Source organism: Bovifimicola ammoniilytica (assembly GCF_025567085.1).
GTDB lineage: Bacteria > Bacillota > Clostridia > Lachnospirales > Lachnospiraceae > Bovifimicola > Bovifimicola ammoniilytica.
Genome location: NZ_JAOQJN010000007.1, coordinates 11,143 through 33,060, shown reverse-complemented (window position 1 = coordinate 33,060; position 21,918 = coordinate 11,143). Strand labels below are relative to the sequence as shown.

Sequence of the window (21,918 nt, the reverse complement as noted above, 5' to 3'; positions counted from 1 at the left end):
TACTAAAATTTAGAATTTTTCAAGAGAGAAAAAGGCAGAAAAATAGAGGTGTCGCTAAATGACGACACCTCACGCAGATTACTGGTATTCGATTTGAATTTTTTTTAAATTGTTGCCCCAGCGAGGCAACAATCTTATTGAGCATAATTGCCTTTATGGGCTGTAATGTTCAATGAATCCATACTCTTACCTACTTTTCAAGAAACCATTCTTTCATTGTATTCAAAACCTTGACTAATTCTTCTTTCTCAATTACATAAGGAACCATTGCATACATATAGTTGAGGAACGGACGGCTGAATATGCCCCGTTCATACGCAAATTGCTGATAACCTTTAATGGTATCGGAATTATACACTTCAATACATACGCAAGCGCCCATAATGCGAATTTCTTTAATGCGTGGGTCAGAAAATCCCTCCATCTCACGGCGGGTGATTTCTTCAATCCTGCGGATTTTCGACATATAGTCCTGAGTTTCAAATAACTCTATGGACTTCAGCGCCACACTGCAAGCTAACGCATTGCCCATAAAGGTAGGTCCGTGCATTAAAGCGTGAGAAGGATTATCGTCATAAAAGCCTTCATACACCTTTCGGTTTGCAACCGTAACAGCGTGACCGATATATCCACCCGTCAAAGCCTTGCCGAGAACAAGAATATCAGGTAAAACTAAATCTGCAACAAAGCGATTGCCTGTGCGCCCGAAACCTGTTGCAACCTCGTCAAAAACAAGAAGCACACCGTATTGGTCACAAAGCTCTCTCGCTCGTTGTAAAAAAGAAATATCATACATTCTCATACCGCCTGCCCCCTGTAACAAAGGTTCAACGATAAAGCAGTTTAAGCGGTCGTGATATTCTGCGAAAGCCTGTTCAAGTGCTTTTATCTCAGTAGGAATATGAATGACATTTTTGCTTTCACCGTATGCTTTCAAAACAAAATGGTAGTCCTCGTCATCGCCCACCTCCATTGTTTTGAAAGTATCACCGTGGTAGGCGTGATTAAGTGCCAACACCATTGTCCGCTGTGTTTCTTCTCGATTCATATAATACTGCAAAGCAATTTTCAGAGCAACTTCAACCGCAACACTGCCCGAATCCGAAAAGAAACAGTAATCCAAATCTCCCGGCAGAAAGCTTGCCAGCTTTTCGGACAACTTCTGCGCCGATTCGTGCGTCAATCCACCCAACATAACGTGGGCAAACTTTTCAAGCTGCGTTTCGATTGCCTGATTGAGTTCGGGATGTTTATAACCGTGAATCACGCTCCACCAAGATGATACCGAATCAATCAGCTTCTGGTCTTCGGTATAAAGATAAACGCCCTCTGCATTAACAATTTTATAGGGCGATTTCATTGTTTTCATTTGCTCATATGGATACCAAATCATTTTAATATTTCCTCCGTGTTATTCATAAAGTCCTTCTAATACTTCAGACGGAATATCCAAATCTGTATCTCCGTCTTTAACGCAGGCTATCACTTTCAGCCCGGTCATAGTTTCACACATAAACAGATTGTCTTCGTGTAATTTGTTGCCCGGTTCATAATGATTAAAGATTATGCCTTTCACGGGCATTTTATGAGATTTCATATATTCTGCGGTTAGTACAACGGCATTGATTGTGCCGAGCCCTGCGTCAGCAATTATCAGGCAGGATAACTCACGAGCCTTGATAAAATCTTCTAACTGAATTTTTTGTTCGTCAAAACGAAGCGGACAAAGAATACCGCCTGAACCTTCTGCCGTAACATAATCATACCTATTACAGGCATTATCAAATCCGTTCAGCACCTGTTCCATTTCAACAGGATTTCCCTCAAATTTTGACGCCAAGTGCGGAGAAACAGCCGTTTCATAAATGTACGGACACATTTCTTCGAGCGGTTGTTCAATGCCCGACATAGTTTTTACCTGCAAGGCATCGCCCGGTATCAAGCTGCCGTCTAAGCGGCGGTCGTTGCCACTCATTGCCGCTTTAAAATAAGCCACTTTTTTATTGCTTTCCCTCAACTTTTTAACAATCAGTCCTGTCACATAAGTTTTTCCTACATCTGTTCCCGTTCCTGTAATAAAGATATTCTTACTCATTGCAAATTTTCGCCTCGTATCCAAGTTCATTTAATAGTTCCATATCTGTTTTTGTTGTAATTCCCGCAGTTGTCAGCATATCTCCTGAGATTGCCGCATTAGCGCCCGAAACAAAACATCCTTTGCCTTTATCGGGGAGCAGACCTCTGCCGCCTGCAAGACGAATCGAAGCTGTCGGAAGTATGAAACGATAAACAGCCACAATTCTGCGCATATCTTCTTCCGTCAATTTCTTATTGCTTCCGAACGGAGTACCGGGGATTGGGTTCAGCATATTTACAGGTACGCTTTTAATGCCAAGTTCACGCAGACTGAACGCCATATCAATTCTGTCTTCGGCGGTTTCACCAAGTCCCATAATGCCTCCGCTGCAAACAGACAGTCCCGCTGCCTGTGCTGAACGGATTGCCTGTACTTTATCGTCAAAGGTATGAGTGGTGCAGATGTTAGTAAAATTCCTGCGTGAGGTTTCGAGATTATTATGTACTCTTGTCACACCTGCTTCTTTCAGCTTACGAAACTGCTGTTCATTCAACAATCCAAAAGAAACACAAACGGAAATGCCGACTTTTTCTTTAATTTCCCGAACAACTTCGCACATTTCATCTACTTCCGCATCAGATAAGCGTTTACCTGATGTTACGATTGAATAGCGAAGAACACCCTGTTCGTGATTTATATTTGCCTGCTTTAAAATTTCTTCTTTCGGAAGCAACGGATACTTCGTGGCACAGGTATGATTATGAGCTGATTGTGCGCAAAACCTGCAGTTTTCAGAACAGTTTCCGCTTTTGGCATTGATGATTGTGCAAATGTCAAATTGATTAGCGCAAAAGTGCTGACGGATTTTATCAGCATTTTTACACAACTCAGAGAGAGGCTGCTCATACAGAAATAATGCCTCTTCTTTTGTGATTTGTCTGCCGTTCATAACTTCGTTTGTTAATTCATTAAGATTCATTTTTATATCCTCACATTTTGCTTTTTTTCATAATAGGAATCAGTCTTTTCCCAAGAAACGCTCCGAGAATACACAACACAATATCGCCGGGCACCGCTAAAATAAAGCAATATATGAATAGCGGCCATAAGCCGATTGGGTTTCCGAGATAGAAATTGCTCATCAGATAGTAATAAACCATTCCGAACAGATAAACAATTCCAAGACCGATAAAGTTGGCGACAAGCAAGCGTTTATAGCTTGGTTTATATGCCCTATTGGCAATAACGCCTGTCACATAGGACGCAACGGCGAAACCAATAATATATCCGAAGCTCGGCTTTAAAACATACGCAAGGCCACCGCCTTCTGCAAACACAGGAATACCGAGAAGTCCCATAAAAATATAAATACAAACGGACAAAGCTCCGAGTTTTCCGCCAAGCAAAAGTCCTGCCATCATTGTAAATAAAAGCTGTAAAGTGAATGGTACAACAGGAATGGGAATTTTGATAAACGCTCCTACAACAATCAGAGCGACAAAAAGGGAACACATAATTAAATCTTTGGTTTTATTTTCTTGCATATAATCTCCTTAAATTCTAATACTGATTTTGCCCGATGAACAACAATCTTCTGTGCCATCGTGATATTTCTTTTGGAAATCCGTTTTTCGGTTGATAAATATTGATTCCGAAATTTTGCAGAGTAGTTCTTGGGTGGAATCCACTATATCCATAACAGAAATATTCATATCTTTAATTTCAGTACGCAGGTATTTTGTGATTCCCTGTGCTGACAAAATATCTGTTTTTGCTGAAAGACAGTAGCCTTTATTTGTTACAGCGTCAATTGCATAACCTTCGTTCTGCAATGTTTTGACAGCTTTCCAAACCGCTGTCCGGGATATAGAAAGTTTTTGGGCAAGTTCTTCTCCCGAAAAATAAGTATCTCTGTTTGATTCAAATAATTCGAGTATTTTTTCTTTGGTCGTCATTTTAACACTTCTTTAACGAAGAAATTATATCAAACTTCATCCTCTTTTGTCAACCTATTCGTTTATTTACTGGTTGACATTTTAAAAAATACGATTCTCTCATAAAAACACCCCTGACACATTTCGGTTAAAATGTATCAGGGGTGTTTAATGGACAGCTCTATTATTATATCAAGCGATACTAAACCTCTGTCAGCTCATTTTTTCTCTTCCGTTTAAAACAGAAAAGAATCCCAACAGCCATAATTGCAGTTTCTTCTAATTTATATACTTGACGAATCAAGAGTACCCTTAATCTCAACTCTAAGTTTATTTACTTCATATTTTCACTCGCCTGAACAACCATTTGCTAATACTGCTCCTTGACCTTCTCCGGTCCGAGTACCTGAACCCCCAGCCGAAGAAAGTAGGATTTGCCGATACCTCTGCAAGCACTCGGAAAGAAGTCATTACTTTTATAGGTTGTGATGTTCAATGAACTACTTATAATTTACAATATCCTCAAGTGTATATAACCGCACATCATTTTCTTCGGCAGCACTCTCAATCTTATCATCAAAACCGCTTTCTGAAAACAGTGCATAGTAGAATTTCGCCTTCTGCTTCAACGGTGTTAGTTTTGCAAGTGTGTCGAGATATTCGGAATAGCTAAACGGTGACTTCTTAAACTTACATTCACCGACAAGATATTTCTTTGCACCCCTGCCAATTCCAAGCAGGTCTATCTTTGTTTCAGCCACTCTCAAACCATCAACCGCATTATTATCACGAACCGTTGTTTTTCCAACCCATCTTCCCATTTTGTTATAACGGAATGGCAGTTCATTTTTCTTTTGCATTTCACGAACAAATTCCTTGCATACATCCTCAAAGCTGAAAGAAGCAAATTCGTGTAACAGCGGTTCTACCGCATAATCGTAAACGCCTTCGACATCTCCATCCTCAAGCTGAGAGAAATTCGTATATCCAAAAGCATACCAAAAACGGAAGAAATTATCCGTCAGGCGGTAAGTACCTCTGTTGGTATTTGCCTGATCTTTTATTCCGGCGTCAACGGAAAACTCTCTTTCCACTATTCCTAATTCGATAAGGTTCTTCAAATATACGCTCGTCTTTGAAGTATCCTCAACAAGCGACTTTTGACTGATGTCATTGAGTTTCGTGTTACCAAGTGCCACAGCTTCAATAATGGAGTTATATATCGGTGTTTCTCTCAGTTCCTGATGAAGCAGGAAATCTACCTCGCTGTATAGAATACAACCTTTTGTCAGGATGTTGCGTTTAATATTTTCCGCCACAGACAGTTTTGGATTCCATTGGTTCAGATAATGAGGAATACCTCCAAGCACAGCATAGGTAAGCACTTTGTCTTTAGGTGAGTAGTCCGGAAAGAATTTTACAGCATCATAAAATCCCATTTCTTTCATCTTGTAAATTCCGGTAGCTCTGCCGTACAACGGATTCTTTTCAGCAAGCAATTCTTTCTCGATAAAGCTCATTGCACTACCGCAAAGAATCAGCATTACATTACTGTTCTTAAATTCTGCGTCCCACAAATTCTGCAAAATGGAAGGGATACTTTTATTTCCTCGACACATATACGGGAACTCATCAATGATGACAAGTTTCTTTTCATCCCCATAAGGCAAATCCAAAACAGCTCTGAATGCTTTTTCCCAATCAGCGAACTCCGTAACATATTGCTTTGCAGGAATATCCTCTTTCAAGAGTTGTTTTGAAAACTTTGCAAGCTACATCCTGTCAGTTGTCTGAGTACAGGAAAAGAAAATGTGCGACTTGCCTTTGCAAAACTCTCTGAGGGTTTCCGTTTTTCCAACACGTCGTCTGCCGTACAAGACAATCAACTGTCCTTTGTTTTCTTCATATTTATCGTTTAGGAATTGTAGTTCTGCTTCTCTGCCTATAAACATAAAAACACCTCCTCATGTATCTAATCCTGATTTACTAAATCCTGATTTGATATTATTATATTCTTAAACTCCGAAAAATCAAGGTGGTTATATAATCAAAATTTCTACATTGGATGTTTCCTGAAAAACACTTTATTCAGAACGATTTATTGTATCATTTGTAATAATAGCATAGAATAAAATGAAATGCCATATGTCTTGCAGAAAGTGTCCCTTTTTTGCAGAAAATGACCATCCAAATAAAAGTGCCCTTGAATCAAACCACGAAGCGACACCTTCCCATCTGTTTCCATCTGCTTTATGGATGGCAACAATTGGTATTTATCAGTTACTCATATCTTTTTTCTGTTTGATAAATTCTATATTATTTCTTTCTAAATCTTCAATAGTTATATCTCCATATTCTAAAGATGATTTTACAGTTTCTTGATAACCATTAGAATATATAACTATTACATATTTACTTTTTTCGCAAGGAAAATAATATATATATTCTTTATCTTCATAAAATTGTTCTAATGCAGTATTACAAGCAATATTTTCTTCTTTTGTTTTATCTATTATCTTTAAGTGTGTAAAAGTTTGACTATTTTTATCTATATACTTATTTTCACTTATAAAAACAACTCCAATAATACAGATAATTGGTATTAAAATAATAATAATCTTTTTTACTAAATCTTTATAATCAATTTTATTTTTTTCTAAAAGAAATATGTTTCTTATTAATTGGTTGATTGATTTTATTCGCAATATACCAAACATAACTAATGCACCTACTACATTTAAAATCACATCATCTATATCGCAACAACCAGACATTGTAATAAATTGCAACAGTTCAATACCTATAACTATACAAATCATAGTTACTAAAAAGTTTTTAAATTTCTTTTGTTTTTTTAATAATATTGGTAAGAAAAAGGCAAAAGGCATTAAAGCAACTGCATTTCCTAAAATATTATATATAAATATATATGGTGCAATATCTCCACTAATAAACTTTGTAATGTAACCAAATATTGTTTTAAATGGAATTAAATTAAATGAGTTAGACATATAACTTCTAAACAATTCACTATTCCAATTCAATATATTAAAATTTTCTCTAAAAAAGTAATCATCAAATAAGGTAAGTGTTGATAATAATATAATATATAAAATAAACCATATACCTATATTTATTTTTAAAACCTTATTCTTATATTTCTTATCTATATATTTTGTTAAAACTAAACCACCAAAATACATAAAAAGACAACCTGATAGTAATAATACTATTCTTCCCGTTGGACTTAAACGTAATAATTCATTAAACTCTACACTAAAATAATATAGCAAAATAAATATAGCAACTAAATATAATATTATGCTTAATATTAAACTTATTTTTTTCTTCATATATTAACACCTTTTTCTCAACACTAAATTACTTTTTTTGTCGCTCTCAATTTAGTACATTATATCACACCTTTGTGAACTTTCCTACCACTTCCATTACACTCAAGACTTAATGACTTCTTGAATACTTCCCGAAAAAGAAAACTGCCATCGGTTAAGACAGCAGTTCCTTTTCGGCTGGTATGCCGCTGTGATGTGCGGCGGGTATTCAGTTTTTTATTCTCATAATGAACGGGAGCGATAGCAGTTTAGACTGTTGCTCCTTTGATTACCAACGAGCATGGGCAATCGATTTTACTATTTTGCTGATTTTTTGATTACGATGTTCTATTCATCAAGTCTATAAACGGAGTATAGTCATCGGGAGAGAGTTGCACACAGATATCCGGCATTCCCCGAAAACGTACATACCCGTTTTCGTACAGTTGGAGATGAACAACTAAGCCATTTTTCATCTCAAAATACACATGGTACATTTCTGTGTCATAGATGGAAGATGTTGTGTAACCTTCCTTTTCGGGTACATCTGACCACAGTATAAACTCTGCGGTATTCAGTGCATTTAAGAAGGACTGGACGGTTTCTGCGTCGCCATTCAGAGAATGAACCTCGTCTTTGCTGTAATACCATGACTCACGTGTTTCAAACTGCACCGCACTGTAGTTTTCGGACAGGTGCAACCTTTTTTCATACAATTCGGAGCCGTATTTGAGCGTAATGCCGGAATTACAGATGTAGGTAGAAACCTGTCCGTCATCGTACTTCATACACAGCATGAAATTAGGATCATACCCGTTTACAGAATAGAAATCACCTCTGACACTACCTGCAAGTTCTACATATCCATCTCCAGGCGTCCACTCATCAATTAAACCGGATGCTGTTCCAAGGTATTCGCCGACAATACTCTCTGCATTATCAAACCATTCATATTGTACATAGCAGTTTCCTTGATAGATGAAGAATCCTATCATGTCTGCCTCAACATCGTTAGACAAGTTTACATCCAGTTTTGGAATGGACACACCATTCTCGGAATCAATGATTTTATCCTCGTTACCTTGAATTTTATCCTTGTTACCTTGAATTTTATCTTCGTTACCTTGATTGCTGACAAAGTTACCCCGCCAAAGAGGAATCGTAGCTACCATTATCAGGCACAGACAAGCTGCAACAACTCCCCATTTGAGCCAACTGCGACTTTTGCGCTTACTCTGATATGCGATAGCTTCACTCACATATTCATCACGGACATTTCCTAATGCTTCGGAAAATTTCTTTGCTTTCATAGTGAAACCTCTCTTTCTGTTAGATAGTCTTTCATTTGTTTACGAATGCGGGTCAAACGAACAGCCGCATTGTTTTCTGTAATGCCGACACGTTCTGCAATCTGCTGGTATGTATCAGAAAACCAATAGCGGCGCATAAAGATTACCCGGTTTTCCTGCGACAGAGTTTCAAGAAAACTGTCAATGATACGGGTCAATTCGTCTGCTTCAATTTCCACTTCAACTGTGGCTGCGGACGCTAAACATCCCTCTAATTCCTCTAAAGCAACATCATAGGTGCTGTTTCTTTTTATAGCCGTATTTGAATGGTGGCGCATGATGGAAAGATTGCGGACAATTTTACATAGGAATGTCAGCAAAGGGTTTGGTCGCTGTGGCGGTATGGCGTTCCATGTTCCTAAATAAGCGTCATTGACACATTCTTCTGCGTCCTGTCTATTGTGCAGTATGTTATATGATACTTTGTGACAGACTTTCCCATATTTCAAATCCAGCTCCTTGATTGCCTGCTCGGAACGCTCGAAAAATAGTTGTATAATTTTTTCATCTTCTATCAAAGCGGCTCCTCCTTTCTCCCTTACCTATGTACTATGGATTTAGAGTGAAAACTTACAACAAATCCGAAAGTTTTTCAAAAAGTTTTTGAGATAGCAGCAGCGGCGGTATGGCGTTTGCGCCAGACCGTCGCTGTTCAATGCTGTTGCATATATGATAGCATAAATCTGTAAACATTTCTACCGTGTTCCCTTGCTTCGGAATAGCATGGGGCGACTGTCCTTGCTATATTTGTTCCTGCTTCTCTATGTAACATGAGCATTTGCACCCGGATTATCATTTTCGTAACCCTCCGGGAGCTGTACTACATCTACAATTGCTTCAATTGTTTCAACAGGAGCATCACTCCATGGATATGCCGCATCATCACAGCCTGCCTGCTCAAGTAATTCTTTTGCATCAGGACCTAATAATTTCTGATATACATCATACACAGATGCAAGCTTATTCGAAAATTCCTCCTGTTCAGAGTTTCCTTTATCAGAAAGCCATGATACTGTCACTTTTTTAACCTCATCTGTGGTCATACTGGTTCCAACTCCCCAGTTAAGCAAATGTGCTGCAGTTTTAATAGAATTCATTCCATTTTCGGCTGTTCCCGGCTGAATATTCGAATCAATTTCATCTAATATGCCTCTGAATTCTTTATATGAAGGCTTCACATCCTGTAATTGATTTTGTTCCTTCGTCTCTGTTTGCTCCATATTATTATCTTCTGCTGTTGCCAGCTCACTATTATCTTCACTCGTAACGACCTGCTCTGTACTGTTTCCGGTATTAGTCATAGTTCCGGTTTCCTGCTGCCCACATGCGGTCAATGAACATACCATAACTACCATGATTATCAAAAATAACTTATTCTTCATATCTTTTTTGCTACTCCTAAATTGATAAACACTTTTTTTGAATTTGTTGCATTTACAATATCCACCATATTGTCATATTCGGGTATATTTTGCCCTTCGTTTCTTTCTTTTCCGGATATAGTTCATCATAATATCCATTCCTCTAAGTTTGAATTGATTATTTCCCAGGAACTTGTTTATATTATCTCTTTTTATAAATCAACAGCTCTGGATTTTTACCAGCTTTCTCATATGTACATACCAGAATAAAATCCATGCCTGCCAGAATACCGAAGCACCTGTCTCCTCCAAATTCGGACTCCAGTTGATTCCCTAGATAAGTTTTCTGATCATCAAGGAATTTCACTTTTTGTCCATTCGGCAGAGTATATTCCAGATTCACATATTTCCCCACAAGTGCATTTAGTTTGTCTACCCTTGGAAGTCCGTCTATATGCAGATCATTAATTTCATTTATCAATTGCTTTTTAAACTCTTCAAACTGCCCATTATCACTAAGTTCAGCATACCTTTTCCAATAATCTAACTTTGGAAGCATTTCTTTCAGATAAGTGCGTGCCTGTTCTTCGGTAAAGCTTTCATTTACCATATTCTTTACACATACATCAATCAATTCATCCATATCGTTATATGTGTACGTTCCATCTGCATAACACCATTTACAATACTCCTCATTTAATGTGCCATCCTTATCACGTCCCAATATGGACTCATCATCAATTGGCATCCCGCAGCACTGGCAGATCAGCTTTCTGGGTTCTCCCAAAAGCGTATTGATTGAAACATCAAATTCTTTAGATAAGAGCTTAAGTGTATCAGTATTTGGAACGGTATCACCATTCTCCCATTTTGATACTGTCTGTCTTACTACGTTCAGTTTAATTGCCAGTTCTTCTTGCGACAGCCCTTTTGACTTTCTAATTCTTTTGATATTTTCATTTAGCATAATCTCTGCCTCCTTGTTTTTGATAGCTCAATTCTATATTCAATAGAGCCGTTGCCACAAGCAATACATATTAACATCCGCTTATTCACGGGCTTTTCACAGACAAATCTCGATTTCTATTTTCGTTTCCATAGCATAGTGTACTCTTTTTCATCAGTATCTTCATCCAAATCTTCACATTGAATAATGAACCCTTCTCTTTGGTAAAAAGAAATTGCTCTGGCATTCTTCTGGTATACATTTAATCGTAAGCTAACTTTTTTATCCTTAACATAATCTAATAAAAGCTTACCTATGCCACATGACTGCATTTCATCGGAGACAAAAATACCTTCGATATATTCAGCATTTAGTCCTACAAATCCTTGAATCATTTTATCATCTTCATACACATAGACTTCGGATTGTGACATCATTTCTTTCACTAATTCATAATTACTTTTCCAGTATTGATTGGAAATAAAATAATGTGCTTTCAGATTTGTCTTTAACCATATGTCAGCAACTCTATCGATATCTCCGTTCAGCAACTTTCTAATCATAACAAATATTCTCCACAACTACATCTAGATAAAAAGATTGAAGCAGTTGCTCCGTACTTCCCCATTTTACTGATTCAGCCATACATCATTTTTGCTCATACTATTTTCTCCATATTATTTTTCAAACTCTGGTTTCCAGTTTGCAAACTGTACAAGCTGTTCATCCGTGCGGTGATAATATCTTTCATTCTTGTCCAGCTTTGCAATCTGTTCCATTTCTTCATCTGTTAATGCAAAATCAAAGATATCCATATTGTCCTTAATGTGTTCTGCATTTTTACTTCCAGGAATTACAACAAATCCCATCTGAGTATGCCAACGGAGAATAACCTGTGCAGGTGTTTTTCCATATTTTTTTCCAAGTCCTGCAAATACCAACTCATTCATTAATGCTGTATCTCCATGTCCCAGCGGATACCAGCTCATAAGCTTAATTCCATATTTGTCTAAAGTTACACGAAGTTCTTTCTGTGTGAAATATGGATGTGCTTCCACCTGAATAAACTGAGGTAGAATTTCCCACTTTGTTTCCAACTCTTCCATATATTTTCCTTCAAAATTCGAGATACCAATGGATTTTGCTTTGCCCTCTCTATACGCTTTTTCAAGCATTCTGTATCCGGCAAGCCAGTTGCCTGCAGGCTGGTGTATATAAAGTAAATCCACATAATCAACACCAAGTCTTTCTAGAGTTTCTTCTACAGTATTCTCATTTTCATATTCACTAGCCCATATTTTTGTTGATAGAAATATATTTTTTCTGTCAATTCCACTATCCTTGATTGCTCTTCCAACTGCACGCTCATTTACATAAGCATTTGCTGTATCAATTAGGGAATATCCCATTTTTAATGCCTCTAATGTACTTGTGTAGGCATCCTCTGGTAATAACATAAAAGTTCCTAGTCCAAGCATTGGACATTCCAAATTGTTATTCAACTTCATATTTTCCATCTTTTTAGTCCTCCTGAAATTTTTCTTTATCAAGCATTTTTATTACTTTTGCCGGATTTCCAACTGCTACTGCATAATCCGGTACATCCTTTGTCACTACAGATCCAGCTCCCACAATTGCGTGTCTTCCGATACATACTCCCGGAAGTATCGTAGCTCCAGCTCCTACCCAGGCATATTCTCTTATCAGAACAGGCTTACAAGTCAGAGTACACAAATCATATGGATCATGATTATTGGAAATAAGCTGTACATTTGCAGCAATCATAGCATTATCTTCAATCGTTATTCCACCTCTTGCCATTGCAAGAAGATTAGAATTGATAAATACATTCCTGCCAATCTTTACGCTTCCAACACATGCTCCATTAAGCGGTGGTGATATCATACTCCCATCTCCTAGGTTATTTCCAAACAATTCCTTTAATAAATAATTATATTCATCAGTAAAAGGCATTGTATGATTAATCTGAAATAATATTTTTGTCTGACGTTGCCCTTCTGCACTTTCTTTTATTGACGCAGTTCTTACATCAACACGTATTTCCTTGCATTCCATTTTTCTAACCTCTATTTCTGTATCCATCTTTCAAGTACATCTTTCGCTTGATCTACGCTGCTTCCATGTATCGCAATGCCTTTCTCAATCACTGCACCTTTTGCACTTTTTTTAATATCACTCTCCGTATTTGACAATCCGCTTCCTTCATGCGTACAGAATGGATGAATTTTCTTTCCTGTAAAATCATAACTTTCCAGAAAAGTATATACAGCCATTGGCATGGTTCCCCAGTAATTCGGGTATCCAAGATAAATCTCGTCATATTGATCTATGTCCTGTGGCAGATTTAGTATCTCTGGTCGTTTTCCTGTCTGTTTATCCTCTTTTGCCTGTGCAATGCAGGTATTATAATCAGCGGCATAGGGAATCTTTTGCTCGATTTTGAAAAGGTCTGCTCCTGTCATATCAGCTATCGTTTTTGCAGCTTTCTCAGTATTGCCAATCTGAATATATTTCATGGAACCGCCAAAATAATTTTCATCTGCTCTTGAATAAAATGCTACCAGCTTTGCCATTTGTACTATTCCTCCTTTGTCCATACCAGTTTTCCTGTTTTCACTGCTTCTTCATACCGTGATATCTTATAAGAAAGCCTGTCCATAGTTTCCTCTATCTGCTCTTTTTGCTTCTGAAGAATATCCATCTGCTCATTCAACAACTCAAGTCTCGCAGGTATTGTAGAATCTCCCGCCCTAAATAGCCTTTGATATTCAATCAGACTTTCTATGGGAAGTCCTGCATTTCTCATACATACTGCAAGCTCAACCCATCTAAGATCTTCTTCCTGGTAATCCCGAATTCCTCCGGATGTTCTTGTAACTTTAGGAATCACATTAACCCTCTCATAATAACGGAGGGTATCCTGTGAAATACCATATTTTTCTGACACTTCTTTTATTGTCATATTTTTCCTCCATAATTTAAAGAAGATTTTTCACACTCTGTATCCATTCATTAATTTGTTCCTGAGGTGTCTCCAGATTACTTCCACCTGTAGAATCAAACTGTATCTGCATATCGCAAACCACATTTGCGCCTTTGCAGGCTGCTTTCATATCCTTTATTACATGCCCTGGCCAGCCACCATTTGTCATAAAAGGTACTACTGTCTTTCCGGTAAAATCCTGTTGGTGCAGAAATGTTTTTACAGCCGGAGCCATTGTGTACCACCATGTAGGTGTCCCAACTGCGATGACATCATAATCTGCAATATTGATATACAGCGGTTTAATTTCAGGTTCATATCCGCGCTGCACTTCATTCTGTCCCTGATTTACCACATCATCATAACTGCCAGAATATGGAACTACGGTATCTATTTTTAGAATATCGCTATCAGTCTCACTCTGCAGCATTTTTGCAATTCTTTCCGTGTTTCCATTTGACCATGAATAATATATAATCAGTAATTTCTTCATCTTTTTACCTCCTGTTTCGATTAGTATACTACTTGAAGTTAACTCCAAGTCAAGATCTTTTGATTTTTTCTTCAGAAACGCTGGTATGACGCAGACTGTGGAAGACCCAAGACTCGCTACTGGCGGTTGGTTAGACCTTACCAGACAGGCATTCCACCTGCTAGACTACTCGCCCTTATCTGGGCGCACAATTCCGATTTCTCAGTTTCAAAAATTGGAATTTAACTAATGGATGCCATTTTATCAGTCGACCATGATCTCCTAAGAGCCACATAGGAGATTAAAAAGTTTGCAAGCCAGCCAACTGGTACCGCAAGCCAGACAAAGACAATTCCGAAACGTGGTGCACAGATTAGGGCAACAGACAGACGAATCGCAAGATTCACTATGTTTGCAACGAGGAACGGACGCATAATTCCGAGACCGCGAAGAACTCCATCGGTTGCCATCTTGATACCCATGAAGATGAAAAAGTAACCAATCCACCTCATATAATCACCAGACACCTGATAAGCAAACGCCGTTCCGTCTTTTCCTAAGAACAGTGAGGAGATCTGCGTATGCAGCGCTTCAATGGTTACAAACGCAATGACCGCAAAGCACAGATCCAGCACCAGCGCAGCATGGTAGCCTTTTTTAATACGATCAATTTTCTTTGCGCCAAGATTCTGGGAAACATACGGCGAAACCGCATTGCCGATGGATACAAAGATCAATGAAAAAACATTTTCCACCCTCATCGTTGCTGTATACCCAGCGAGTGCCTGTGTACCGAAAGGATTTACCACTGCCTGAACAATCATCATACCGATGGACACTGTGGACTGCTGTAAAACCGACGGCACCGCAATGCGAAGCATGGAATACAGCTCCTGCCGTTCAAACCTGTTAAAGGGGCTTTTATATTGCTGCATCCGTGCAAAGAAAATCAAAAACGAAAACACTGCAGAAATTCCCTGTGCAATCAGGGTTGCAATAGCCGCACCGAACACACCGAGACCTAGCCCGGCTACCATCCAAAGATCCATTAAAATATTCAGGATGGACGAAAAAATCAGCAGTCCTAGCGGAATTTTGGATTCGCCGATTGAGGTGAACATGGTAGAAAGAATGTTATACATAAACAGAAACGGAAAGCCCACAAAATAGACCCGCAGATACAGTACTGCATCATCCAGTATGTCGGCAGGGGTTTGCAGTCCACTCATCATCGAGCTGGCGAAGAAAAAGCCAAAAACACCAAGGACTATACTTAGAAGCAAAAAGCTAATCAAGGAGGTTGACACGATTGTTTTCATTTTGCCATACTCCCTGGCTCCGAAATAACGGCTCACAAGCACACCGGCTCCGACACCGGCTCCCAGTGCCACACAAATGAACACATTGGTCAATGCTGCACATGCACCGACAGCTGCAAGTGCGGAAGAACTAACAAACTGGCCGACAATAATAGAGTCGGCCATATTGTATATTTGTTGAAAAAAACTTCCAAGAATCATTGGCATTGCAAAAACCGTCAACGCTTTGAGGGGCGTATCGGTTATCAAATACTCATCTTTCGACATTATCATATTCCTCCATGGTATCTTGTATCGTGGTATCCCATTCACTTACCTTCTCAAATTTCGATTTCTCAGTTTCAAAAACTTGAATTTATATAATTATCTCTCTAACTTTCCCCATTTTATAGGCTTTCCCGCCTGTCCATTAGTGAAATGATATGTAGTTTCCCTTATTTTTACCCTTATGAGATAATCACAAGGGAAATAAGGGAATTTTTTTAATCATTGCCTACCACTTTATCAAGAAGCCTAACTGATTTTCGTTTAGCATCTCTTGTGGAGTGAGCATAGACATTCATTGTGGTACTTACATCTGAGTGTCCTAACAGTTCCTGCACATCTTTTGGGGCAGCTCCATTTGCTAAAAGGTTGCTTGTATAGGTGTGACGTAACTGGTGGAAATGAAAGCCTTCAAATCCCTCTAATGTTTTTGCCACCTTTCTACAAACAGTCCCCAAAGTAGTTGGAAGTTCCAGACAACCATCCGGTCTTAAACAGACGAAAGAAATTTCTTTATAATCTGCCGGGACTTCCTCTGTTCTGTCTAAGCAATAATATTCGTAGTACACTCTGTTTTTCTCTTTGACCGCTTTGTAGTAGTTCGTGTGATAAAGTTCTCCGTACTGCATTCGATTTTTTAACTGCTCTTTCCGGGCATTACGGAAAATCTCTACCAGTGTATCTCCAAAATCAACAACCCTTACTTTTTTCCGCTTGGTTGGTCCGATGATATATTTGCGCTTTGAGCCATCATATCGGATGCTGCGTCTTATGGTAAGGCATTGTTCTTCCAGATTTACGTCCTGCCATGCCAAACCGCAGGCTTCTCCAATACGAAGCCCGGCATAATAGGCTATCTGGATTGGAAGTATTGCGGCTGGGTTCTTTTTTTGCAGATAAGCAAGCAATCTTTCATAATCTTCTCGTGAAATTGGTTGGACATTTCCGTCCATATCCTCATCGGAAAACAAATCCACTTCATCCGTCTGATACCGCAGTTTAATATACTGCATGGGATTGAACGTAATATACTGTTTTGGAAATACTGCAAAACGGAAGGACTGCTGCATGACTGCGGAAAAAGAATGGATATAATCTTTGCTGTAACCCTTTCTCTCTTTTCCGTCGGGATGAACTCCCCCGAAGGAAAGCAAATCGAAGAAGGATTGCAAATGTTCAGAGGTTACATTTTTTAATTTCCGTTCTGCCAGCGGATGTTTCTTAATATTTCGGATTGTTCCGAGGTAATTCTCCACAGTACCATTGCTGAGCGTACCTGTTTTTAATTCCTCCTCTGCCCACACATCCAAAAGCTGTCCGACTGTGAGATTTTCCGCTTTGGCAACAAATTTCTTTTTCTCATAATCATCCATTGCCTGACGGAGCAGCTTTTCAGTTTCACTTTTGCTTTCTGTTCCAACGCATTCTTTCTGAACAAGATTGCCGCTTGCGTCCTCTACATAGAAGCGGTAGTACCATTTCTTTCCTTTTTTTCTTACAGATCCTTTTGCCATAATCGTATGTCTCCTTTCGATATTAGACAATCGGAACTGATGAAATGCTTCGTGCGTGTAAGTATATCATAACTCCGGTTGTCTTACTATACCGATTCGGAATCTTCGTATAAGACTTCTGATAAAAGATTTGCAAGCCTTTGTTCTGCTGTTTTTGGTTTCTTGGAATAGAGCCTTACAACGTCTGCCATCTCATTAAAAGCATTGATGGTGTGAGTGATTTCCCTTAAGAACATAATCTCATTATATTCATCATTCGATTCAAACCCTATTGTTTTGGCAATATCCGTCTGACCAGCATTCCCCTTGAAGTTTTTGCAGGCGAACTGGAAGGAATCCAAAAACAGACCATATTGTTTTAACATCAGCAGTAATAAATCTTTTGAAAAAGCATCTTCTTCTTTGGTAAGGGCAAGCGGTAACTGTTCCAGAATATCTCCCATCGCATCACGAATCTGTAACTCTCTCTTATCCGTAATGTCGGTTTCATATTCATCTGTTTCCCCTTTGAGCCATTCCACAGATACATGGAGTGCTTCCGAAAGACCTTCCAGCACCATTTTTTTCGTATTGTCAATCGAACCATTCTCATAACGCAGGATTGTAGAAGCGGTAACACCCATCTTTTCTGCGACATAAGGCTGTGTCAGATTCAATTCCAGACGGCGCTGTTTTACTCTGCTGCCTATCAGCTTGCGTAGTTCTTTATCTTTCATGCTGACTGCCTCCTTTTTCGGTATGTATGAATTATAGCATTGTTTTTCTGTAATTGCAATATGCAACTTAAAAATTATTTTTAATATTTCGTAACGCTTGACAAAAAGATATGAAAAGGATATACTTACATCACAAGAATTGCATAATGCAATTTATAAGGAGGTGATTATATGACGCAAAGAAAAATTGCATTATCCATCGAAGAAGCTGCTGACTATACGGGAATCGGCAGAAACACCTTAAGACAGCTTGTAGAATGGAAGAAACTTCCAGTATTAAAGGTTGGTCGCAAAGTCCTGATTAAAACCGATATTCTGGAAATGTTTATGGAAGCGAATGAAGGTCGTGATTTGAGGGATAGAGGAAATGTAAAAGCCGTAACAAGAACTGCGGCAAATTAAAAAGGCGGCTTCCAAAGAAACCGCCAAAGGTTCTATCAGACCGAAGCCATGATATACCTACACGCAAGAAGATTATACCATGTGCTTCTTCTGATACGCAACCGAGAACTTATGTTTGTAAAAGAAAGGGGAATGTAATCATGGCAAAATCAACAAAAAGTTATGAAGAACGAATGCTTGAAATGGAAAAGAAGGAACAGGAAAGCCTTGAAAAAGCAAAACGATATGCAGCACAGAAGAAAGAACTTCTGAAACGAAAGAAAGCCGAAGAAAGTAAAAAACGAACCCATAGGCTCTGTCAGGTTGGCGGTGCGGTGGAATCCGTTCTTGGTGCTCCTATTGAGGAAGAAGACATCCCAAAGCTGATTGTTTTTCTGAAAAGGCAGGAAGCCAATGGGAGATTTTTCTCAAAAGCAATGCAGAAAGAAACCAATACCGATATGGAGGAAGTGTAATGGCAGAGGGGATGAGTTTTTCATTCCCTTCATTGCTTTTTCATGAAGGGCGCACTTATGGACAACCAGAGGTCGTCCCAATAAGTTTGCCACAAGTGGCAACCGGTCTGCGCTCACGCTTGCCGGGCTCGTTCCGTCGGCGGGGCTTTCAGCCAGACCTGCTCATGCCGCAGGAGGCACTCTTCGCCAGAGAGGCGCATTCCATGCAGGCTGCTATGCGCAGGGCACTCTTACGCAGAGGGCGTTCCGGCAATGCTGCTTTTTCTAAAACTGAAAGCAATGTTGCCGGAAATCTATGCCGGATACGTCAGAAAGGAGGAATCCAGACATGGCGATCTTTCATTACACAATCAAAATAGTCGGACGAAGTAAAGGGAAATCTGTTATCTCCGCTTCCGCATATCTCAATGGGGATGTGATGAAAAACGAGGAAACAGGGAGAATCAGTTATTACACTTCTAAAAAAGAAGTGGTCTACACCCGGCTGATGATGTGCGAAAACGCACCTCCTGAATGGCAGATAGTACCAGAAGAAAATATAAAACGCTTTCAAAAATCTGTCCGATACAAAAGGTCAGAAGATAAAGAAGCTGCTTTAAAAAAATTCAAAATCACATTTCAGAAACAGAGGTTATGGAATGAGGTATTGAAGATTGAAAAAAATGCAGATGCCCAACTTGGCAGGTCATTTGAATTTGCCCTCCCCAAAGAATGGAGCAGACAGGAACAAATTCAATATACAACCGACTATATCCAAAAAACTTTTGTAGATAGAGGAATGTGCGCTGATTGGAGTATCCACGACAAAGGGAATGGCAACCCCCATGTCCATCTGCTTCTAACTATGCGTCCTTTTAACCCGGATCATTCTTGGGGAAAGAAAGAAGTCAAGGATTGGGATTTTGTCAGAGATAAAAACGGAAATATCGTGATTGATGAATCCCATCCGAACTGGTGGCAGGATAAGAAAAACCCTGACCGTCATGGAATCCGTATCCCTGTATTAGACGAAAACGGAATTCAGAAGATTGGAGCAAGAAACCGCCTGCAATGGAAACGGGTGCTGACCGATGCTACTGGATGGAACAATCCAAAAAATTGTGAACTGTGGCGGAGTGAATGGGCAAAGGTATGTAATGAACATCTGCCTTTGCATAATCAAGTTGATCATCGTTCTTATGAAAAGCAGGGAAAACTCCAGATTCCTACCATCCATGAAGGAGCTGACGCAAGAAAGATTGAACAAAAGTTTTTTGCCGGGCAGGAAATAAAAGGCTCGTGGAAAGTAGCGGAAAATCAAATCATAAAACAACAAAACACGTTATTGCAAAAGATACTAAACACCTTTGGGAAAGTATCGGGTGCATTATCATTATGGAAGGAGCGATTAAATGACATTAGAAGAAAGCCGGGAAATTATACCCTTAATGGAATCCATGATTGGTCAAATCGAAGAACAGCAGAACCTAATGGCAGAAATGATTCTGGAAATGCAGAACCGGGACACTCAACTCTCTCTTATGCAAAAACAGAATCAGAAATTACAAAAATTAAACAACGAGTTATCCGAGCTGCTCAACATTTTGCCAAATACCGAGGAACTGCTTTCCAAGATGGAAGAACAGAAAACGAAGATAGAGCTTTTGGAAAACGAAAATCAGCAATGGCAGAAATTGGCACAGAAGCTGAACAGCGAAAACAGTTTATTACTGAAACAGAACACCGAATTGCTGAACTGGAACAGCAGATAGAGAAAGGACGTGATATAGATGAACGAATCCAGAGAATCAAAGAACGCCGAACAGTTGGAAGAACTTCTGCTCTTGACCGAGGAGATACAGGCAGAACTGGAACAGAAAGACCAGCTTATCGTGGAACTGAAGACGCAGCTCAACGAATCTCTGACCTTGAACGAGAAATTAAACAAAGAGAACAGAGCATTGAATATTCAATCATTAAAGAACGACTTGAAGATGGCAGACAGAGCATTGCGGATCGAGAAAGAAAAGCTGCGAAGCGCAAACGTCACGATAGAGGATTGTCAAGATAAAATACGCTGCTTAACACAGGAACGGGATTATGCCCGGACACATCAGAAAATCGTAGAGATACCGGTGGAAAAGCCGGTACTCTATGAAAAATGTGAAGCCTGTGACCGGGCAGCCTATCAGAATGCAAAAACGAAATACGAAACACAAAAAGAGCGACTTGCCGGACAGTATAAAGCAAAAACGGTAATGTTCCAAACAACCTTGTTCCTTCTTGCATGGTATTCGCTGACAACCACTCTTTTTCAGGCAGTACAGTCAGATGTGTTCCTTTCCGATTGCAAATCATTCTTCCATGATGCAGCATCATTCATACAAACTTTTATCGGTTGGACGATTGATGCCGGGCAATCTGTGGCACAAATCAGCACAAAAATTCCAAATGCTTTTATAGCCGGAATGGTATATTGGTTATTGCTAATATTGATTGTAGGAATATGTATGGCAGGAACAGGGATGCTGGCGATACTGATAGAAATAAAGGTTATAGAATTATATAAGAAAAACTGTTGGGATGTTATTACTCTACTAATGATACTGACAAGTGTTGCTATTGTCATTTATTTTGGAGAATCAATCAAAAAAGTACTGTCAGTAAATCTTCTATTGCTTTTCGTACTTTCGCAGGGCGCATATGTTGGAATTAGATGTTATCTTAAAGTTTGGTTAGAAAAAAGACCATATTAGTATTTTCAACTTACTGTATAGACAGTAAAATTACTCCA

General features: G+C 39.0%; 24 protein-coding genes and 2 pseudogenes. 5 read left to right on the top strand and 21 right to left on the bottom strand.

Annotated elements, in window-relative coordinates; translation table 11 throughout:
• Window positions 1–190: 190 nt before the first annotated feature.
• The 21 genes and pseudogenes from bioA to OCV48_RS09920 all read right to left on the bottom strand — a co-directional run bounded on the left by bioA (window position 191) and on the right by OCV48_RS09920 (window position 18,288).
• Window positions 191–1,393 (bottom strand): adenosylmethionine--8-amino-7-oxononanoate transaminase, encoded by a 1,203-nt coding sequence (gene bioA, locus OCV48_RS10025; RefSeq protein WP_147591851.1) that lies wholly within the window; start codon window positions 1,391–1,393, stop codon window positions 191–193.
• Between the two features lie 18 nt (window positions 1,394–1,411).
• Complete coding sequence (gene bioD, locus OCV48_RS10020) at window positions 1,412–2,095, bottom strand: dethiobiotin synthase (protein WP_147591850.1); 684 nt, start codon at window positions 2,093–2,095, stop codon at window positions 1,412–1,414.
• Entirely contained in the window at window positions 2,088–3,056 is a 969-nt protein-coding gene (gene bioB / locus OCV48_RS10015) for a biotin synthase BioB (protein ID WP_147591849.1), read from the bottom strand. Before bioB ends, bioD begins: the two co-directional genes overlap by 8 nt.
• A gap of 10 nt (window positions 3,057–3,066) precedes the next feature.
• On the bottom strand, window positions 3,067–3,621 hold the full coding sequence (locus tag OCV48_RS10010) for a biotin transporter BioY (protein WP_147591848.1): 555 nt from the start codon (window positions 3,619–3,621) through the stop codon (window positions 3,067–3,069).
• A gap of 9 nt (window positions 3,622–3,630) precedes the next feature.
• Window positions 3,631–4,032, bottom strand: a complete 402-nt coding sequence (locus OCV48_RS10005; RefSeq protein ID WP_147591847.1) for a biotin operon repressor — start codon at window positions 4,030–4,032, stop codon at window positions 3,631–3,633.
• A 479-nt stretch (window positions 4,033–4,511) separates the two neighbouring features.
• The gene (locus OCV48_RS14095; protein ID WP_394803276.1) at window positions 4,512–5,105 is read right to left on the bottom strand and encodes a DUF234 domain-containing protein; all 594 of its coding nucleotides are present in this window, start codon (window positions 5,103–5,105) and stop codon (window positions 4,512–4,514) included.
• A 255-nt stretch (window positions 5,106–5,360) separates the two neighbouring features.
• Window positions 5,361–5,963: pseudogene (locus tag OCV48_RS14090) on the bottom strand (AAA family ATPase); the annotation flags it as partial.
• 324 nt (window positions 5,964–6,287) lie between these two features.
• Complete coding sequence (locus OCV48_RS09985) at window positions 6,288–7,364, bottom strand: VanZ family protein (protein WP_147591846.1); 1,077 nt, start codon at window positions 7,362–7,364, stop codon at window positions 6,288–6,290.
• 317 nt (window positions 7,365–7,681) lie between these two features.
• A complete protein-coding gene (locus OCV48_RS09980; RefSeq protein ID WP_147591845.1) occupies window positions 7,682–8,653 on the bottom strand; it encodes a hypothetical protein in 972 nt (323 codons plus the stop codon).
• Complete coding sequence (locus tag OCV48_RS09975; RefSeq protein ID WP_147591844.1) at window positions 8,650–9,210, bottom strand: RNA polymerase sigma factor; 561 nt, start codon at window positions 9,208–9,210, stop codon at window positions 8,650–8,652. Before OCV48_RS09975 ends, OCV48_RS09980 begins: the two co-directional genes overlap by 4 nt.
• A 243-nt stretch (window positions 9,211–9,453) precedes the next feature.
• Complete coding sequence (locus tag OCV48_RS09970; RefSeq protein ID WP_147591843.1) at window positions 9,454–10,074, bottom strand: LptM family lipoprotein; 621 nt, start codon at window positions 10,072–10,074, stop codon at window positions 9,454–9,456.
• A 511-nt stretch (window positions 10,075–10,585) separates the two neighbouring features.
• A pseudogene (locus tag OCV48_RS14135) lies at window positions 10,586–11,020 on the bottom strand (zinc ribbon domain-containing protein); the annotation flags it as partial.
• A gap of 116 nt (window positions 11,021–11,136) precedes the next feature.
• Window positions 11,137–11,562 carry a GNAT family N-acetyltransferase gene (locus OCV48_RS09960; protein ID WP_147591841.1) on the bottom strand — a complete coding sequence of 142 codons (426 nt, stop codon included), beginning with the start codon at window positions 11,560–11,562 and terminating at the stop codon, window positions 11,137–11,139.
• 114 nt (window positions 11,563–11,676) lie between these two features.
• Window positions 11,677–12,516, bottom strand: a complete 840-nt coding sequence (locus OCV48_RS09955) for an aldo/keto reductase (protein ID WP_147591840.1) — start codon at window positions 12,514–12,516, stop codon at window positions 11,677–11,679.
• Window positions 12,517–12,520: 4 nt separating this feature from the next.
• Complete coding sequence (locus OCV48_RS09950) at window positions 12,521–13,075, bottom strand: acyltransferase (protein WP_317246819.1); 555 nt, start codon at window positions 13,073–13,075, stop codon at window positions 12,521–12,523.
• Between the two features lie 11 nt (window positions 13,076–13,086).
• Complete coding sequence (locus OCV48_RS09945; protein ID WP_394803271.1) at window positions 13,087–13,593, bottom strand: flavodoxin; 507 nt, start codon at window positions 13,591–13,593, stop codon at window positions 13,087–13,089.
• A 5-nt stretch (window positions 13,594–13,598) separates the two neighbouring features.
• On the bottom strand, window positions 13,599–13,982 hold the full coding sequence (locus OCV48_RS09940) for a MerR family transcriptional regulator (RefSeq protein ID WP_009203852.1): 384 nt from the start codon (window positions 13,980–13,982) through the stop codon (window positions 13,599–13,601).
• A 16-nt stretch (window positions 13,983–13,998) separates the two neighbouring features.
• Complete coding sequence (locus OCV48_RS09935; RefSeq protein WP_394803270.1) at window positions 13,999–14,496, bottom strand: flavodoxin; 498 nt, start codon at window positions 14,494–14,496, stop codon at window positions 13,999–14,001.
• 221 nt (window positions 14,497–14,717) lie between these two features.
• On the bottom strand, window positions 14,718–16,067 hold the full coding sequence (locus tag OCV48_RS09930; protein WP_449495044.1) for an MATE family efflux transporter: 1,350 nt from the start codon (window positions 16,065–16,067) through the stop codon (window positions 14,718–14,720).
• Window positions 16,068–16,276: 209 nt separating this feature from the next.
• On the bottom strand, window positions 16,277–17,572 hold the full coding sequence (locus OCV48_RS09925) for a tyrosine-type recombinase/integrase (protein WP_147591835.1): 1,296 nt from the start codon (window positions 17,570–17,572) through the stop codon (window positions 16,277–16,279).
• Window positions 17,573–17,658: 86 nt separating this feature from the next.
• The gene (locus tag OCV48_RS09920; RefSeq protein WP_005608353.1) at window positions 17,659–18,288 is read right to left on the bottom strand and encodes a helix-turn-helix domain-containing protein; all 630 of its coding nucleotides are present in this window, start codon (window positions 18,286–18,288) and stop codon (window positions 17,659–17,661) included.
• A gap of 171 nt (window positions 18,289–18,459) precedes the next feature.
• Here OCV48_RS09920 and OCV48_RS09915 point away from each other — a divergent pair, with 171 nt between their 5' ends.
• The 5 genes from OCV48_RS09915 (at window position 18,460) to OCV48_RS09895 (ending at window position 21,880) form a co-directional block, all read left to right on the top strand.
• Entirely contained in the window at window positions 18,460–18,690 is a 231-nt protein-coding gene (locus OCV48_RS09915; RefSeq protein ID WP_004843519.1) for a helix-turn-helix domain-containing protein, read from the top strand.
• A gap of 140 nt (window positions 18,691–18,830) precedes the next feature.
• On the top strand, window positions 18,831–19,145 hold the full coding sequence (locus OCV48_RS09910) for a relaxasome subunit MobC (RefSeq protein ID WP_147591834.1): 315 nt from the start codon (window positions 18,831–18,833) through the stop codon (window positions 19,143–19,145).
• Entirely contained in the window at window positions 19,145–19,504 is a 360-nt protein-coding gene (locus OCV48_RS09905) for a hypothetical protein (protein ID WP_055152285.1), read from the top strand. Before OCV48_RS09910 ends, OCV48_RS09905 begins: the two co-directional genes overlap by 1 nt.
• Window positions 19,474–21,195 (top strand): MobA/MobL family protein, encoded by a 1,722-nt coding sequence (locus OCV48_RS09900; protein WP_055152283.1) that lies wholly within the window; start codon window positions 19,474–19,476, stop codon window positions 21,193–21,195. Before OCV48_RS09905 ends, OCV48_RS09900 begins: the two co-directional genes overlap by 31 nt.
• A complete protein-coding gene (locus tag OCV48_RS09895) occupies window positions 21,086–21,880 on the top strand; it encodes a DUF6040 family protein (RefSeq protein WP_449495043.1) in 795 nt (264 codons plus the stop codon). Before OCV48_RS09900 ends, OCV48_RS09895 begins: the two co-directional genes overlap by 110 nt.
• Window positions 21,881–21,918 lie beyond the last annotated feature (38 nt).

What these genes read in the sequence shown, in the direction of transcription:
- bioA (WP_147591851.1), bottom strand. Translation starts at nt 1,393, where the DNA reads ATGATTTGGTATCCATATGAGCAAATGAAAACAATGAAATCGCCCTAT.
- bioD (WP_147591850.1), bottom strand. Translation starts at nt 2,095, where the DNA reads ATGAGTAAGAATATCTTTATTACAGGAACGGGAACAGATGTAGGAAAA.
- bioB (WP_147591849.1), bottom strand. Translation starts at nt 3,056, where the DNA reads ATGAATCTTAATGAATTAACAAACGAAGTTATGAACGGCAGACAAATC.
- OCV48_RS10010 (WP_147591848.1), bottom strand. Translation starts at nt 3,621, where the DNA reads ATGCAAGAAAATAAAACCAAAGATTTAATTATGTGTTCCCTTTTTGTC.
- OCV48_RS10005 (WP_147591847.1), bottom strand. Translation starts at nt 4,032, where the DNA reads ATGACGACCAAAGAAAAAATACTCGAATTATTTGAATCAAACAGAGAT.
- OCV48_RS09985 (WP_147591846.1), bottom strand. Translation starts at nt 7,364, where the DNA reads ATGAAGAAAAAAATAAGTTTAATATTAAGCATAATATTATATTTAGTT.
- OCV48_RS09980 (WP_147591845.1), bottom strand. Translation starts at nt 8,653, where the DNA reads ATGAAAGCAAAGAAATTTTCCGAAGCATTAGGAAATGTCCGTGATGAA.
- OCV48_RS09970 (WP_147591843.1), bottom strand. Translation starts at nt 10,074, where the DNA reads ATGAAGAATAAGTTATTTTTGATAATCATGGTAGTTATGGTATGTTCA.
- OCV48_RS09960 (WP_147591841.1), bottom strand. Translation starts at nt 11,562, where the DNA reads ATGATTAGAAAGTTGCTGAACGGAGATATCGATAGAGTTGCTGACATA.
- OCV48_RS09955 (WP_147591840.1), bottom strand. Translation starts at nt 12,516, where the DNA reads ATGGAAAATATGAAGTTGAATAACAATTTGGAATGTCCAATGCTTGGA.
- OCV48_RS09950 (WP_317246819.1), bottom strand. Translation starts at nt 13,075, where the DNA reads ATGGAATGCAAGGAAATACGTGTTGATGTAAGAACTGCGTCAATAAAA.
- OCV48_RS09945 (WP_394803271.1), bottom strand. Translation starts at nt 13,593, where the DNA reads ATGGCAAAGCTGGTAGCATTTTATTCAAGAGCAGATGAAAATTATTTT.
- OCV48_RS09940 (WP_009203852.1), bottom strand. Translation starts at nt 13,982, where the DNA reads ATGACAATAAAAGAAGTGTCAGAAAAATATGGTATTTCACAGGATACC.
- OCV48_RS09935 (WP_394803270.1), bottom strand. Translation starts at nt 14,496, where the DNA reads ATGAAGAAATTACTGATTATATATTATTCATGGTCAAATGGAAACACG.
- OCV48_RS09930 (WP_449495044.1), bottom strand. Translation starts at nt 16,067, where the DNA reads ATGATAATGTCGAAAGATGAGTATTTGATAACCGATACGCCCCTCAAA.
- OCV48_RS09925 (WP_147591835.1), bottom strand. Translation starts at nt 17,572, where the DNA reads ATGGCAAAAGGATCTGTAAGAAAAAAAGGAAAGAAATGGTACTACCGC.
- OCV48_RS09920 (WP_005608353.1), bottom strand. Translation starts at nt 18,288, where the DNA reads ATGAAAGATAAAGAACTACGCAAGCTGATAGGCAGCAGAGTAAAACAG.
- OCV48_RS09915 (WP_004843519.1), top strand. Translation starts at nt 18,460, where the DNA reads ATGACGCAAAGAAAAATTGCATTATCCATCGAAGAAGCTGCTGACTAT.
- OCV48_RS09910 (WP_147591834.1), top strand. Translation starts at nt 18,831, where the DNA reads ATGGCAAAATCAACAAAAAGTTATGAAGAACGAATGCTTGAAATGGAA.
- OCV48_RS09905 (WP_055152285.1), top strand. Translation starts at nt 19,145, where the DNA reads ATGGCAGAGGGGATGAGTTTTTCATTCCCTTCATTGCTTTTTCATGAA.
- OCV48_RS09900 (WP_055152283.1), top strand. Translation starts at nt 19,474, where the DNA reads ATGGCGATCTTTCATTACACAATCAAAATAGTCGGACGAAGTAAAGGG.